General features: G+C 66.1%; 23 protein-coding genes. 22 read left to right on the top strand and 1 reads right to left on the bottom strand.

Features of this window, described 5'->3' with window-relative positions; translation table 11 throughout:
* Positions 1-2 precede the first annotated feature (2 nt).
* The 22 genes from rplC (at position 3) to map (ending at position 11,910) form a co-directional block, all read left to right on the top strand.
* Positions 3-626 carry a 50S ribosomal protein L3 gene (gene rplC, locus V4558_01145; GenBank protein MES2304081.1) on the top strand — a complete coding sequence of 208 codons (624 nt, stop codon included), beginning with the start codon at positions 3-5 and terminating at the stop codon, positions 624-626.
* Complete coding sequence (gene rplD, locus V4558_01140; protein MES2304080.1) at positions 619-1,368, top strand: 50S ribosomal protein L4; 750 nt, start codon at positions 619-621, stop codon at positions 1,366-1,368. Before rplC ends, rplD begins: the two co-directional genes overlap by 8 nt.
* Positions 1,368-1,655: a 50S ribosomal protein L23 gene (rplW, locus tag V4558_01135; protein ID MES2304079.1), complete on the top strand. Its 288-nt coding sequence runs from the start codon at positions 1,368-1,370 to the stop codon at positions 1,653-1,655. Before rplD ends, rplW begins: the two co-directional genes overlap by 1 nt.
* A gap of 1 nt (position 1,656) precedes the next feature.
* Positions 1,657-2,496, top strand: a complete 840-nt coding sequence (gene rplB / locus V4558_01130) for a 50S ribosomal protein L2 (GenBank protein ID MES2304078.1) — start codon at positions 1,657-1,659, stop codon at positions 2,494-2,496.
* Entirely contained in the window at positions 2,496-2,783 is a 288-nt protein-coding gene (gene rpsS / locus V4558_01125) for a 30S ribosomal protein S19 (protein ID MES2304077.1), read from the top strand. Before rplB ends, rpsS begins: the two co-directional genes overlap by 1 nt.
* A 1-nt stretch (position 2,784) precedes the next feature.
* Positions 2,785-3,141, top strand: coding sequence for a 50S ribosomal protein L22 (gene rplV / locus V4558_01120; protein MES2304076.1), 357 nt, complete (start codon positions 2,785-2,787; stop codon positions 3,139-3,141).
* The gene (gene rpsC, locus V4558_01115) at positions 3,141-3,818 is read left to right on the top strand and encodes a 30S ribosomal protein S3 (protein ID MES2304075.1); all 678 of its coding nucleotides are present in this window, start codon (positions 3,141-3,143) and stop codon (positions 3,816-3,818) included. The genes rplV and rpsC overlap by 1 nt, the downstream gene beginning before the upstream one ends.
* Before the next feature lie 5 nt (positions 3,819-3,823).
* On the top strand, positions 3,824-4,237 hold the full coding sequence (gene rplP, locus V4558_01110) for a 50S ribosomal protein L16 (GenBank protein ID MES2304074.1): 414 nt from the start codon (positions 3,824-3,826) through the stop codon (positions 4,235-4,237).
* A 2-nt stretch (positions 4,238-4,239) separates the two neighbouring features.
* The gene (rpmC, locus tag V4558_01105; GenBank protein MES2304073.1) at positions 4,240-4,449 is read left to right on the top strand and encodes a 50S ribosomal protein L29; all 210 of its coding nucleotides are present in this window, start codon (positions 4,240-4,242) and stop codon (positions 4,447-4,449) included.
* On the top strand, positions 4,446-4,721 hold the full coding sequence (gene rpsQ / locus V4558_01100; GenBank protein ID MES2304072.1) for a 30S ribosomal protein S17: 276 nt from the start codon (positions 4,446-4,448) through the stop codon (positions 4,719-4,721). The genes rpmC and rpsQ overlap by 4 nt, the downstream gene beginning before the upstream one ends.
* Before the next feature lie 17 nt (positions 4,722-4,738).
* Positions 4,739-5,107: a 50S ribosomal protein L14 gene (gene rplN / locus V4558_01095; protein MES2304071.1), complete on the top strand. Its 369-nt coding sequence runs from the start codon at positions 4,739-4,741 to the stop codon at positions 5,105-5,107.
* Positions 5,108-5,171: 64 nt separating this feature from the next.
* Entirely contained in the window at positions 5,172-5,489 is a 318-nt protein-coding gene (gene rplX, locus V4558_01090) for a 50S ribosomal protein L24 (GenBank protein MES2304070.1), read from the top strand.
* 2 nt (positions 5,490-5,491) lie between these two features.
* A complete protein-coding gene (gene rplE, locus V4558_01085; GenBank protein ID MES2304069.1) occupies positions 5,492-6,208 on the top strand; it encodes a 50S ribosomal protein L5 in 717 nt (238 codons plus the stop codon).
* Positions 6,209-6,255: 47 nt separating this feature from the next.
* Positions 6,256-6,651: a 30S ribosomal protein S8 gene (rpsH, locus tag V4558_01080; GenBank protein MES2304068.1), complete on the top strand. Its 396-nt coding sequence runs from the start codon at positions 6,256-6,258 to the stop codon at positions 6,649-6,651.
* A gap of 9 nt (positions 6,652-6,660) precedes the next feature.
* Entirely contained in the window at positions 6,661-7,200 is a 540-nt protein-coding gene (gene rplF, locus V4558_01075; protein ID MES2304067.1) for a 50S ribosomal protein L6, read from the top strand.
* Positions 7,200-7,571, top strand: coding sequence for a 50S ribosomal protein L18 (gene rplR / locus V4558_01070; protein MES2304066.1), 372 nt, complete (start codon positions 7,200-7,202; stop codon positions 7,569-7,571). Before rplF ends, rplR begins: the two co-directional genes overlap by 1 nt.
* Entirely contained in the window at positions 7,572-8,393 is an 822-nt protein-coding gene (rpsE, locus tag V4558_01065) for a 30S ribosomal protein S5 (GenBank protein MES2304065.1), read from the top strand. It begins immediately after the preceding gene.
* Positions 8,394-8,396: 3 nt separating this feature from the next.
* Entirely contained in the window at positions 8,397-8,654 is a 258-nt protein-coding gene (gene rpmD / locus V4558_01060) for a 50S ribosomal protein L30 (protein ID MES2304064.1), read from the top strand.
* A 33-nt stretch (positions 8,655-8,687) separates the two neighbouring features.
* On the top strand, positions 8,688-9,122 hold the full coding sequence (gene rplO / locus V4558_01055; GenBank protein ID MES2304063.1) for a 50S ribosomal protein L15: 435 nt from the start codon (positions 8,688-8,690) through the stop codon (positions 9,120-9,122).
* Positions 9,122-10,441, top strand: a complete 1,320-nt coding sequence (gene secY, locus V4558_01050; protein ID MES2304062.1) for a preprotein translocase subunit SecY — start codon at positions 9,122-9,124, stop codon at positions 10,439-10,441. The genes rplO and secY overlap by 1 nt, the downstream gene beginning before the upstream one ends.
* 156 nt (positions 10,442-10,597) lie before the next feature.
* A complete protein-coding gene (locus tag V4558_01045; protein ID MES2304061.1) occupies positions 10,598-11,164 on the top strand; it encodes an adenylate kinase in 567 nt (188 codons plus the stop codon).
* On the top strand, positions 11,161-11,910 hold the full coding sequence (gene map, locus V4558_01040) for a type I methionyl aminopeptidase (GenBank protein ID MES2304060.1): 750 nt from the start codon (positions 11,161-11,163) through the stop codon (positions 11,908-11,910). The genes V4558_01045 and map overlap by 4 nt, the downstream gene beginning before the upstream one ends.
* Before the next feature lie 73 nt (positions 11,911-11,983).
* Here map and V4558_01035 read toward each other — a convergent pair whose 3' ends face one another.
* The gene (locus V4558_01035) at positions 11,984-12,775 is read right to left on the bottom strand and encodes an inositol monophosphatase family protein (GenBank protein MES2304059.1); all 792 of its coding nucleotides are present in this window, start codon (positions 12,773-12,775) and stop codon (positions 11,984-11,986) included.
* Between the last annotated feature and the right edge of the window lie 4 nt (positions 12,776-12,779).

Here is a 12,779-nt window from a genome sequence, read left to right as displayed (position 1 = left end):
TCATGGCTACGGGAATCATTGGCCGGAAGCTCGGCATGACGCGGGTGTTCGCCGAAGACGGCACTGCGGTGCCGGTCACGGTGATCGAGGCTGGACCGTGCCACGTGCTGCAGGTGAGCGCGTCGCAGTCGCAGCTCGGATGGGGCGAGAAGAAGGCGCAGCGCGCCACGGCGGCCGAAGTCGGTCACGCCAAGGCGTCGGGCCTGACCTACGCCCCGCAGATCGTGCGCTCGTTCCCTGCTGGGGAGACGGCGCTGGAGCGTGGCGCGAAGGTCACGGTCGAAATGTTCGCAGCGGGCGAGCTCGTGAAGGTCACCGGCACCACCAAGGGCCGGGGCTTCCAGGGCGTCGTGCACCGCTACGGTTTCGGCGGTGGTCCGGCTTCGCACGGTAACACGCGGCACCGGAAGCCGGGTTCCATCTCCCCGGGTACCGATCCGTCGCGCGTCATCAAGGGCAAGAAGATGCCGGGCCACATGGGTGCCGAGCGTCATACTGAAATGGGCCTGACCATCGTGCGGGTCGACGCCGAGCGGAATCTGCTCTTCGTTCGTGGCGCTGTGCCGGGCTCGAAGAACGGCATCGTGACCGTTGCGAAGCAGGGAGGAAAGAGCCGCCATGATTAATGCTCCGCACTACTCCAGCGCTGGCGTGAAGCAGGCGCAGGCGTTCGAGCTGCCGACGGCGCTGTTCGATGGCATCGTCAACGAGGACGTGCTCCACCTCTCGGTGAAGTCGTTCCTGAACAACCAGCGCCAGGGCACGGCCGCCGTGAAGACGCGCGCGCAGGTGTCCGGTGGCAACCAGAAACCGTGGAAGCAGAAGGGCACCGGCCGGGCTCGTGCCGGCACCACCCGTGCGCCGCACTGGCGTGGCGGTGGCGTGGCCTTCGGCCCGATCCCGCGCAGCTACCGCAATGACCTGCCGAAGAAGGTGCGCCAGCTGGCGCGTCGCTCGGCGCTCAATGCCCGGGCGCGCGAAGGGATGCTGCACGTGGTCGAGGCGTTCTCGCTGAGCGCCCCGAAGACGCAGACGCTCCTCGGCCTGCTGGAGAAGCTCTCGCTCGAAGGCGTCAAGACGCTGATCCTCACGGCGGGCAACAAGCCGGCAGTGCATCTCAGCGCTCGTAACGTGCCGCACCTCGCGGTGCTGCCGTTCTCGGACGCGTCGGCCTACGACATCCTCCACGCCGATGCGCTCGTGATCGAGAGCGGCGCGCTGGGTGCCGATGTGGCGGTCGAGGAGGCCGAGGCGAAGCCGGTGGCGAAGAAGGCCAAGGCGGCGCCGCGTGCCAAGAAGGTCGCGACCGCTGCCGCTGCCGCGCCGAAGGCCAAGCGCGCTGCGAAGCCCAAGAAGGAGACCGAATAATGGCCGACCTGCACAAGATCGTGGTCCGCCCGATGATCACCGAGAAGAGCTCTGCGGCGTGGCAGGATCGCCAGGAGTACGTCTTCGAGGTGCATCCGGACGCCACGAAGGGCCAGATCCGCGAAGCGCTCCAGAAGCACTTCGGCGTTACCGTGACGAGCGTCCGCACCATGCAGATGCGCCGCAACGCGATCGCCCGTGGCAAGACGCGCGGTGTGACGCCTCGCTGGAAGAAGGCGATCGTGACCCTGAAGGACGGCGATTCGCTTGCCGTGTTCGAGGCCTAGGATGAGCATTCGTCAATTTCGCCCGATCACTGCGGGCACGCGGTTCCGTTCGATCTCGGGTTTCGACGAGATCACCCGGACCACGCCGGAGAAGTCGCTGGTCGAAGCGCTGCCCAAGACGGGTGGCCGCAACAACCAGGGTCACGTCACGTCGCGGCATCGCGGCGGTGGCCACAAGCGGCAGTACCGGCGCATCGATTTCAAGCGCGAGAAGTTCGGGATCCCGGCGCGTGTGGCCGAGATCGAGTACGATCCGAACCGCACTGCGCGCATCGCGCTGCTGGTGTACGCCGACGGCGAGAAGCGCTACATCCTGCACCCGGAAGGGTTGAAGCAGGGTGACACGGTGGTCAGCGGTCCGGGCAGCGACGTGCGCGTGGGCAATGCGCTCCCGCTGGCCGAGATGCCGCTGGGTACCATGATCCACAACATCGAGCTCAAGATCGGCAAGGGTGGCGCGATGGCGCGCTCGGCCGGCCAGGGCGCGCAGGTCGTGGCGCGTGAAGATGACTACGTCACGCTGCGCCTGAAGTCGTCGGAAATGCGCCTGGTGCACAAGCGCTGCCTGGCGACGGTGGGCGAGGTCGGCAATGGCGAGCACGAGTTGCTCTCGGTCGGCAAGGCCGGCAAGAGCCGCTGGCTCGGGAAGCGTCCGCATGTCCGCGGCGTCGCGATGAATCCGGTCGACCACCCGCTGGGCGGTGGTGAAGGCAAGACCTCGGGCGGTCGTCCGCCGGTCTCGCCGTGGGGCAAGCCGGAAGGCACCAAGACGCGGAAGCGGAAGAAGAATTCCAATCGACTCATCGTGCGCGGCCGCAAGCGCGGGAAGGCGACCAAATAATGGCACGCAGCGTTCGGAAGGGACCGTTCGTTCAGCAGTCGCTGTTGGACAAGCTGACGAAGATGAACGACAAGAACGAGAAGAAGGTCGTCAAGACCTGGAGCCGGGCGAGCACGATTCTCCCGGAATTCGTCGGCCACACTTTCGCCGTGCACAACGGGAACAAGTTCGTTCCGGTGTACGTGTCGGAAAACATGGTCGGTCACAAGCTCGGGGAATTCGCCCCGACCCGCCTGTTCCGTGGCCACAGCGGCAAGCTGGTCGCGGACAAGAAGGCGAAGGCCTGATATGCGTGGATATGCAATTCAGCGGTCGGTCCGTCAGTCGCCGCGCAAGATGCGCCTGGTGATGGACCTGATTCGCGGCAAGAACGTGAACGAGGCCTACGGGATCCTCCAGTTCAACAAGAAGCTGGCGGCGAAGCAGATCGCGAAGACGCTGAAGTCGGCGGTCGCGAATGCGGAGCAGCACGCGCAGAACGCCAATGAAGCCTTCGACATCGACCTGTTGCTGGTCGTCGATGCGCAGGTCGACATGGGCGCGCCGCTCAAGCGGTTCGCGGCGGCGGCACAGGGCCGCGCGACGCCGATCCGGAAGCGTACCAGCCATGTGAAGATCACCGTGGCAGCGAAGGGGGCGAAGTAATGGGTCAGAAGACGCATCCGGTCGGGTTCCGGCTCGGAGTCACCAAGCAGGCGCTGTCGCGCTGGTACGCGGGCAAGGAAATGCCCACGCTCCTGGCCGAGGATCGCCTGATCCGTGACTACATCCAGAAGCGGCTCGGGCACGCGGCGATCGCCGAAGTGCACATCGAGCGGAAGCCGGGCAAGGTGACCGTGACGATCCACACCGGGCGACCGGGCGTGGTCATCGGCAAGCGCGGCGCCGAAGTCGACAAGCTCCGCGAGGAGCTGGCCCTGGTCCTCGAGAAGCAGCTCAAGGTGACCAAGGAAGTCGCGGTGAATGTCGAGGAGATCAAGCGCCCCGAGATTTCCGCGAAGCTCGTCGCCGACAACATCGCGGCCCAGCTCGAGCAGCGCATCTCGTTCCGTCGCGCGATGAAGCGCGCGGTGCAGAGTGCCATGCGGATGGGCGCCCAGGGGATCCGCGTGCGTGCGGCCGGCCGTCTTGGCGGCGCCGAAATCGCGCGGGTCGAAGGCTATCGCGAGGGTCGGGTGCCACTGCACACCCTCCGCGCCGACATCGACTACGCCACCGGCACGGCGAAGACGACGTACGGCACGATCGGTATCAAGGTCTGGGTCTTCAAGGGCGAGATCGTTGAAGACATGTCGGGCCGCACCTACAGCACGGGGGCCTGACCACCATGCTGGCACCGAAGCGGATCAAGTTCCGCAAGACGTTCAAGGGCCGCACCAAGGGTGTGGCGACGCGTGGCAATACGGTGGCGTTCGGCACCTGGGGCATCAGCTCCACGGAGCCGGGCTGGATCACCAACCGGCAGATCGAGGCGGCACGTGTCGCGATGACGCGTGAAATGAAGCGTGGCGGCAAGGTGTGGATCCGGATCTTCCCGGACAAGCCGATCACGAAGAAGCCGGCCGAGACGCGCATGGGCAAGGGCAAGGGCAATCCGGAAGGATGGGTTGCCGTGGTGAAGCCAGGGCGGGTGCTGTTCGAGGTCGACGGCATCGACGAAACCCTGGCGCGGAAGGCGCTCGCGCTGGCACAGGCGAAGCTTCCGGTGCGAACGGTCGTCGTCAAGCGCGAGGAGATCTAGTCATGATGCAGCCAACTGATCTGCGCGAGCTGACGATGGAACAGCTCGAGGCGAAGCTGGGCGAACTGCAGGACGAGCGACTCAAGCTCGGCTTCCGGTCGGCCACGGAGTCCATCGAGAATCCGATGCAGTTCCGGACCCTGCGCCGGGACATTGCCCGGGTGCTGACGATCCTGGGTGAGAAGCGCCGCACGGCGACGGAGAAGGTATGAGCGACGAAACCAGCACCACCCTCGAGCGTGACGGGCGCAAGTCCCGGACCGGCGTCGTGGTGAGCGACAAGATGCAGAAGACGGTGACGGTGCTCCTCGAGCGCCGGCTGCCGCACCCGAAGTACGGGAAGCAGGTCACGCGCAGCAAGAAGGTGAAGGCGCGTAATGACCATGACGCCAAGGCGGGCGACACGGTGCGGATCATGGAGACGCGACCACTCGCGAAGACTGTCCACTGGCGGACGGTTGAAGTCGTCGAGCGCGCGCGCTAGGCCGGGGAGAGACTGACATGGTACAACAGGAAACGATCCTGAAGATTGCGGACAATTCCGGCGCCCGTAAGGCGCTGGTCATCCGCGTCCTCGGTGGATCCCGGCGGCGCTACGCCTCCCTGGGCGACCGGGTGGTGGTGGCGATCAAGGATGCGATCCCCACGGGCCAGGTGAAGAAGGGTGACGTGGCCAAGGCGGTCATCGTGCGTGTGGCGAAGGAAGTCCGTCGCAAGGACGGCTCCTACATCCGCTTCGACGAGAACGCCGCGGTGCTGATCGACGACAAGGGTGAGCCGAAGGCGACCCGTATCTTCGGGCCGGTGGCGCGCGAGCTGCGCGACAAGCGGTACATGAAGATCGTCTCGCTGGCTCCGGAGGTGCTCTGACATGAAGCCGCTCGTGTACAAGAAGGTCAAGCGGATCCGGAATGCGGACCCGGTGCGGCAGCAGCTGCACGTCACCAAGGGCGATACCGTCCAGGTGATTTCTGGTGACGAGAAGGGGAAGCGCGGCGTCGTGCTGCGCGTCTTCCCGAAGACCGGCCGCGTGACCGTGGACGGTCTCAACCTGGCGAAGAAGAGCCGCCGGGCGACGCAGACCACTGAAGCCGGGTTCGTGACGTTCCCGGCGCCGATGCACCATTCGAAGGTGATGCTCATCGACCCGAAGACGGGCGAGCCCACCCGCATCCGCCGGAAGAAGGCTGCCGACGGTAGTGTGGAACGGATCGCGACCAAGTCGGGCGTGGCCATTCCGAGGAACCGCTGATCATGGCGAAGACACCGAAGGACGGCGGCAAGGACGGGGCGAAGAAGGCCCCCACCGCGCCCAGCAAGAAGGCCTCGAAGCCCACCGGCGGTAGCCGGGCCGAGAAGGCAGCAGCCATGGCTGTGGATCCCGCGCCGAAGGCGAGCGTGGGCAAGCCGCGGATGCAGAAGCATTACGAGGACACCGTGCGTCCGCGTCTGTCCAAGCAGTTCGGGCTGACGAATCCGCATCAGGTGCCGCGGCTCGCGAAGATCGTCCTCAACGTTGGCCTGGGCGAGGGTGCCAAGAATCCGCGCCTGGTCGATTCGGCCGCGGAAGAGCTGGCGATCATGACCGGCCAGAAGGCGGTCATCACCAAGGCGAAGAAGGCGATCGCGAATTTCGGCCTGCGCGCCGGGATGCCGGTCGGCGCCTCGGTGACGCTGCGCGGCGTGCGGATGTACGAGTTCCTCGACCGGTTCGTGACGCTCACGATCCCGCGCATCCGCGACTTCCGCGGCTTGCCGACGAAGAGCTTCGATGGTCGGGGCAACTACACGTTCGGCATCAAGGAACAGATGATGTTCCCCGAGATCGACTTCGACAAGGTCGAGCACGTGCACGGCATGGACATCACACTGGTGACTACGGCAGGCCGCGATGACCTCGCGATGGCGCTGCTGCGCGAATTCGGCTGGCCCTTCCGGGGCGAGACTCCTGTCGCGCTCAAAGTGGCCTGAGGGGGGCGGACTATCATGAAGACGGGCATTTCGAGGGACGGCAACGCATGAGCATGACTGATCCAGTCGCGGATATGCTGACACGCATCCGCAACGCCTGTTCGGCGAGCCACAAGCGCGTGGACATCCCCGCGTCGAAGCTCAAGAGCGAGTTGGCGCGGCTGCTGCGCGACAATCACTATATCGCGGACTTCAAGGTGCTTGAAGAAGGTCCGGCCGGCACGCTGCGGCTGTACCTCAAGTACCACAATGAACTCCCGGTGATTCGCGAGTTGCAGCGCGTCTCGTCGCCCGGTCTCCGGCGCTACGTGAAGTGCCGCGACCTGCCGCGCGTCAAGAACGGTCTCGGCATCGCGATCGTCTCGACCCCCAAGGGGTTGATGACCGATCGTGAGGCGCGTACCGCCAACCTCGGCGGCGAATTGCTCGCCGTCGTCTGGTAGGAGGCCGCCATGTCGCGTATCGGAAAGAAAGCGGTGCCACTCCCGAAGGGCGTTTCGGCGTCCATCGCGGGGAACACCATCACGGTCAAGGGGGCCAAGGGCACCCTGTCGCGCACGCTGCCGGCCGACATGCTCATCACCATCGAAGGTGATGAGGTGAAGGTGGCACGCCCGAGCGAGGCCGAGAAGCACAAGGCGCTGCACGGCCTCACGCGGACGCTCGTGGCCAACATGGTCGAGGGCGTCTCCAACGGCTTCAGTAAGAAGCTCGAGCTGCAGGGCGTTGGCTACAAGGCCGAGCCCAAGCCGTTCGGCGTGAATCTGGTCGTCGGTCTGTCGCACCAGGTGCCGATCAAGGCGCCCGAGGGGATCACCCTCGTCTGCGAAACCCCGACGCTGCTGCGTGTCGAAGGGATGAGCAAGGAACTCGTGGGCCAGGTGGCCGCCGAGATCCGCAATGTCCGGCCGCCCGAGCCCTACAAGGGGAAGGGGATCCGGTATCTGGGTGAGCAGGTCCGCCGCAAGGCCGGCAAGACGGGAGCCAAGTAATGCGTCCGATTCATGCACCGAAGAAGCGCGGAGAGCGCCGCTACCGCCGTCACCTCCGGGTCCGCCAGCGAGTGGCGGGCACGGTCGAGCGGCCGCGTCTGGTGGTCTTCCGTTCGCTGAAGCACATCTACGCCCAGCTCGTCAACGACGATCTCGGGACCGCCCTGCTCGGTGTCTCCGACACCAGCGAAGGGATTGCGATCGAGGGCGCCGGCAAGGTCGCCAAGGCGAAGGCCGTGGGTCAGCTCCTCGCCAGCAAGGCGAAGGCGGCTGGGGTCACGAAGGTCGTCTTCGATCGTGCAGGCTATCAGTATCACGGTCGCGTCAAGGCCGTCGCCGAGGGCGCCCGCGAGGGCGGATTGGAGTTCTAAATGAGTGACGATCTGAACAACAGCAGCGCGCCCGAGTCGACTGAAGCTGCGGCTCCCGCGCCGACCGAGGCCACCGAGCCGATGGCCGCACCCGCTCCGACGCCGCGTGCGCCGGCGCTCGGTGCCTCCCACAGCGGCGCGACCGCGCCGAACGATCAGCCGAGCCAGAGTGGCGGCGGTCGTGGTCAGGGCGGTCGTGGCCAGGGTGGCCGCGGCGGTCAGGGTGGCGGCGGTGGTCGTGGCGGTCCTGGTGGCGGCGGTGGTGGTGGTCGCGGCGGCCCTGGTGGCGGCCGTGGCGGCAACCGGCGTGACGAGCGCGACGGCGAGAAGGAATTCGTCGAGAACGTCGTTGCGATCAACCGCGTCGCCAAGGTCGTGAAGGGTGGCCGTCGCTTCTCGTTCAACGCGCTCGTCGCGGTGGGCGATGGCAAGGGCAAGGTCGGTATCGCGACCGGCAAGGCGAATGAAGTGGCCGAAGCCGTGCGCAAGGCCGTCGAGGCCGCCAAGCGTGCGATGGTCGAGATCCCGCGCAACGGGACCACGGTGCCGCACGAGATCATCGGGGAGCATGGCGCGGGTCGCGTGCTGCTCAAGCCCGCTGCCAGCGGTACCGGCGTCATCGCCGGTGGCCCGGTGCGCAACGTGCTCGAGTGCTGCGGCATCACCGACATCCTCACCAAGAGCCTTGGCTCGAACAACCCGCACAACATGGTGCGGGCGACGATGGCCGGGTTGCAGGGGCTGGTGTCGGTCAAGCAGGTCGCGCGCGAGCGTGGCATCGAAGCTGATCGCGTCGGTTACCGCGCCCGTCAGGAGGCGTAAGCAATGGGACGCAATCCAGTTGTGGGCCGGCAGGGTCCGGCGCACCACGCGGCCGTCATCCCGGGGGATGAGGTCAAGCGGCTGAAGATCAAGCAGATCCGTTCCGGCATCGGCCATTCCGAGTCGATGAACCGGACGTTGAAGTCGATCGGCCTTCGTCATCATCAGATGACGATCGAAGCCGAGAACTCCGCCTCGCTGCGGGGAATGCTGTTCAAGGTGCGCCACCTCATCGAGGTGTCGCCGGTCGGGGAGAGCTGAGTCATGGCGGACGAGAAGGAAATCGTCGAACGGATCAACCTGTCGAACCTGCGCCCGGCGCCGGGATCGCACCGGAACCGCAAGCGTATCGGTCGCGGTCCGGGGTCGGGCACCGGCAAGACGTCAGGCAAGGGTCACAAGGGCCAGAAGGCGCGTTCGGGCGGCAACACGAACACCGGCTTCGAAGGCGGTCAGATGCCGATGTACCGGCGCCTGCCGAAGCGCGGCTTCACCAACCCGTTCAAGGTGACGTACCTCGCCGTGAACCTCCGCGACCTCGAGAAGGTCAAGGGGACCGAAGTGAATGGCGAGTCGCTCATGGCGGCCGGCATTCTCAAGGCCGTGGGCGATCCGTACAAGGTGCTGGGCCACGGTGATGTCACCCGTGCACTCGTGATCAAGGGTGCCCAGGTGTCGGCGTCGGCGAAGGCGAAGATCGAGGCCGCTGGCGGCCGCGTCGAGGATTGATGACGGCGCCCAACCAGGCAGGCCTCAGCATCGATCCGGAGCTGAAGAACAAGCTCTGGTTCACGATCCTCGCGGTCCTCATTTACCGCATCGGCGCGCACATTGCCGCGCCGGCGGTGAATGTCACGGCGCTCTCCGACTACATCCAGAATTCGTCGGCAGCGTCACTCTTCAATCTCTACGACGCCCTCGGCGGCGGCCTCGGGCGTGCGACGATCTTCGCGCTCGGGATCATGCCGTACATCTCGGCGTCGATCGTGTTCCAGCTCGGTGGCGGCGTCCTGCCGACCATCGGCAAGATGCAGAAGGACGAGGAAGGCCGGAAGACGCTGACCCAGTGGACGCGCTACCTCACGGTGGTGATCTCGCTGTCGCAGGCGTACACTTTCGCGCTCTTCGTCGAGTCCATTCCTGGTGCGATCCCGAATCCCGGGTTCGTGTCGCGGATGATCATGGTGGCCACGCTGACGACCGGCGCGATCTTCGTGATGTGGCTCGGTGAGCAGATCACCGAGCGCGGTATCGGCAACGGCATGTCGCTGCTGATCGCGGTCTCGATTCTCGAACGGATCTGGCCGGGCATCCTCCAGGGCTTCGAACTCGTCCGTCAGGGCGTGCTCGGCTTCCCGGCGGCGTTCCTCTTTGCGGCCGTGATCGTGGCGATGGTGACCGCGGTTGTGGCGATGACGCTGGCGTCCCGCCGCATCCCGATCCAGATCCCGCGCAAGGTGATGGGCCGCGGGCGGATTCGCGAAGGCCAGAAGACCTTCATCCCGATCCGGCTGATCACCGCCGGCGTGATGCCGATCATCTTCGCCCAGACCGTCATCATCGTGCCCGCCACGATTGCCCGGTTCAGCAACTCGACCGCGCTCACGGAAGTCGCCGACTTCCTGTCGCCCGGGTCGCTGTCGTACAACCTGCTGTTCGCGCTGCTGATCGTGGTGTTCTCCTACTTCTACACCTCGATCATCTTCAACTCGGTGGATCTCTCCGAGAACCTGAAGAAGCAGGGCGCGTTCATCCCGGGCGTGAAGCCGGGCAGCGCCACCGCCGATTACATCGATGGCGTGCTCGGCCGGATCACTCTGCCGGGCTCGCTCTTCCTGGCGATTGTCGCGATCGTGCCGATCACCGTCGCCCACGCGATCGGCGTCCAGCAGTTCAACTTCGGTGGCACCTCGATCCTGATCGTGGTGGGTGTGCTCCTCGACACCATCGCCCAGATCGAACAGCACCGCACGCTGCGCAAGTATGACGGTTTCATGAAGTCGGGCCGGATCAAGTTCCGGGGCCGCTCCAGCCGCTTCGGGATGTAACTCACGGCCGGACAGCACGAGGTCGCTCGGGACGTATTCGTCCCGACGACGCGAGGGACCTCAATGCCACGTCGGGATTGGGGTCCCTCGCTCCGCTTCGGGCGGGACCGGGCTTACTTTTCAGGATCTGTTTCTTTCACGTCGGGAGTGCCGTTCGTGGACATTCTTCTGATGGGCCCGCCGGGTGCCGGCAAGGGTACCCAAGGCGCGCTGCTCGCGGCCGAACTCGGGATTCCGAAGTTCGCCACCGGCGACTTGCTGCGCGATGCGGTCAAGCGGGGCACGCCGGTCGGACTGCAGGCCCGGGCCGTGATGGAAGCGGGCCACCTCGTGAGCGATGAGATCATCCTCGGCGTCGTCCGGGATGAACTCGCCAAGCCGGAGTCTGCCAAGGGCGTGATCTTCGACGGCGTGGTGCGCACCATTCCGCAGGCCGAAGGGCTCGAGCGCATCCTGCGCGAACTCGGTCGCCGGATGACGCACGTGCTCTTCTTCGAAGTCGAGGATGACGAGATTCTTGGCCGCATCGGCAAGCGTCGCGATATCGAGCATCGGGCCGACGACGACCCTGCGGCGCTGGCCACGCGACTGGCGGCCTATCGGGCCCAGACGGCGCCGGTGATCGCCTGGTACGAGGAGCGAGGTGTCGTGCACCGGATCCCGGCGCTCGGCACGGTCGACGAAGTCGCAGGTCGCGTCCGCACGGCGGTGAGGCCCGCGTGATCACGATCAAGTCGGCGCGCGAACTCGAGACGATGGCCCGCGCCGGACGGATCGTGTTCGACACGCTCGCGATGATGCAGGATATTGTCCGCCCCGGGATGACCACCGAAGATCTCGACCGCGAGGCCGAACGCTTCATTCGCTCGCACCCGGGTGCCACGCCGTCGTTCAAGGGTCTCTACGGTTTCCCCAAGACACTCTGCACTTCAGTCGACGACGAAATCGTGCACGGCATTCCGAGCACGAAGAAGGTGCTGCACGAGGGATCGATCGTGTCGGTTGATGTGGGCGCGTGCGTCGACGGCCTGCACGCCGACGCTGCCCGCACCATTGCCGTGGGAGCAATCTCGGCCGAGACGCAGCGACTCCTTGATGTGACGCAGGAGTCACTCGCCGCCGGGATTGCGGCGGCCGTCGTGGGGAACCACGTGGGTGACATCGGGCACGCCGTGCAGACAGTCGCAGAGAGTGCGGGTTACGGCGTGGTGCGCGAACTCGTCGGACACGGCATCGGGACGCGATTCCACGAGGAACCGCAGGTCCCCAATTTCGGCACACCCAAGCGCGGGGCCCAGCTGCGCGCGGGGATGACCATCGCCATCGAGCCGATGATCACGATGGGGAGTCCGGTCACGAAGACGCTGCGGGACAAGTGGACCGTCGTGACGCAGGATGGCTCGCTCGCGGCGCATTTCGAACACACCGTGGCGATCACTGACGAGGGGCCGCGAATCCTGACCAAGTAGAAGGGTCACGGGTCACGGGTCACGGGTCACGGGTCATGGGTCACGGCGAACGCATCCCGTCACCCATCACCCGTCACCCATCTCCCAGTTGTTCCAGCATCCATTCGTGCATCACCGGATTCCCCGCCACCACTCCGCCGTGCCCCACCATCGCATCGCGACCGGCAAGGTCGGTGACGATGCCGCCGGCTTCGCGCACCAGCACGATCCCCGCCGCCGTGTCCCAGGGCGCGAGCACCAGTTCCCAGAAGGCATCGAAGCGACCCAGCGCGACATCGGCGAGATCGAGTGCCGCCGACCCCGCGCGTCGGACGCCGCTAGTGAGCGGGAGGATCCGCTCGAATTGTCGAACGTATTCTGGAATCAGCGACGGCACCTTGAAGGGGAAGCCGGTGCCGAGCAGGGCCTGCCCGGGTTCGCGGATCGTCGATACGCGGAGCCGGTCGTCACCGCACCAGGCGCCGCCACCCTGCCACGCGGTGTAGCGGCGGTGCGCCGGCACGTGAAACACCGATCCGGCAACCGGCACGCCGTCGATGGCTGCACCGATCGACACCGACCACGAGGGATAGCCGTGCAGGAAGTTCGTGGTGCCGTCGAGCGGATCGATCACCCAGAGGAGCCCGTCGGTCGCCACCTCGTCAGGGGAGTGCTCCTCTCCCAGGAACCGGCTCCCTGGTTCAGCCCGGAGCAGGGTCTCGACGATCATCGCCTCCGCAGTGCGGTCGACGTGGGTGACGAAATCGTGGTGTCCCTTGGAGCTCCATTCCGACGGGTCGGGGCGGGGGACTGCGGCCAGGAATGCACCGGCCCGGGCCGCCGCCCGCTCCGCCAGTCGGGCGAGTCGCTTCGGGTCGCCGCTCATGTTG

The organism is Gemmatimonadota bacterium (assembly GCA_040388535.1).
Classification (GTDB): Bacteria; Gemmatimonadota; Gemmatimonadetes; order Gemmatimonadales; family GWC2-71-9; genus Palsa-1233.
The sequence above is the reverse complement of the archived record's forward strand: the minus strand, read 5'-3'. Positions and strand labels throughout refer to the sequence as shown.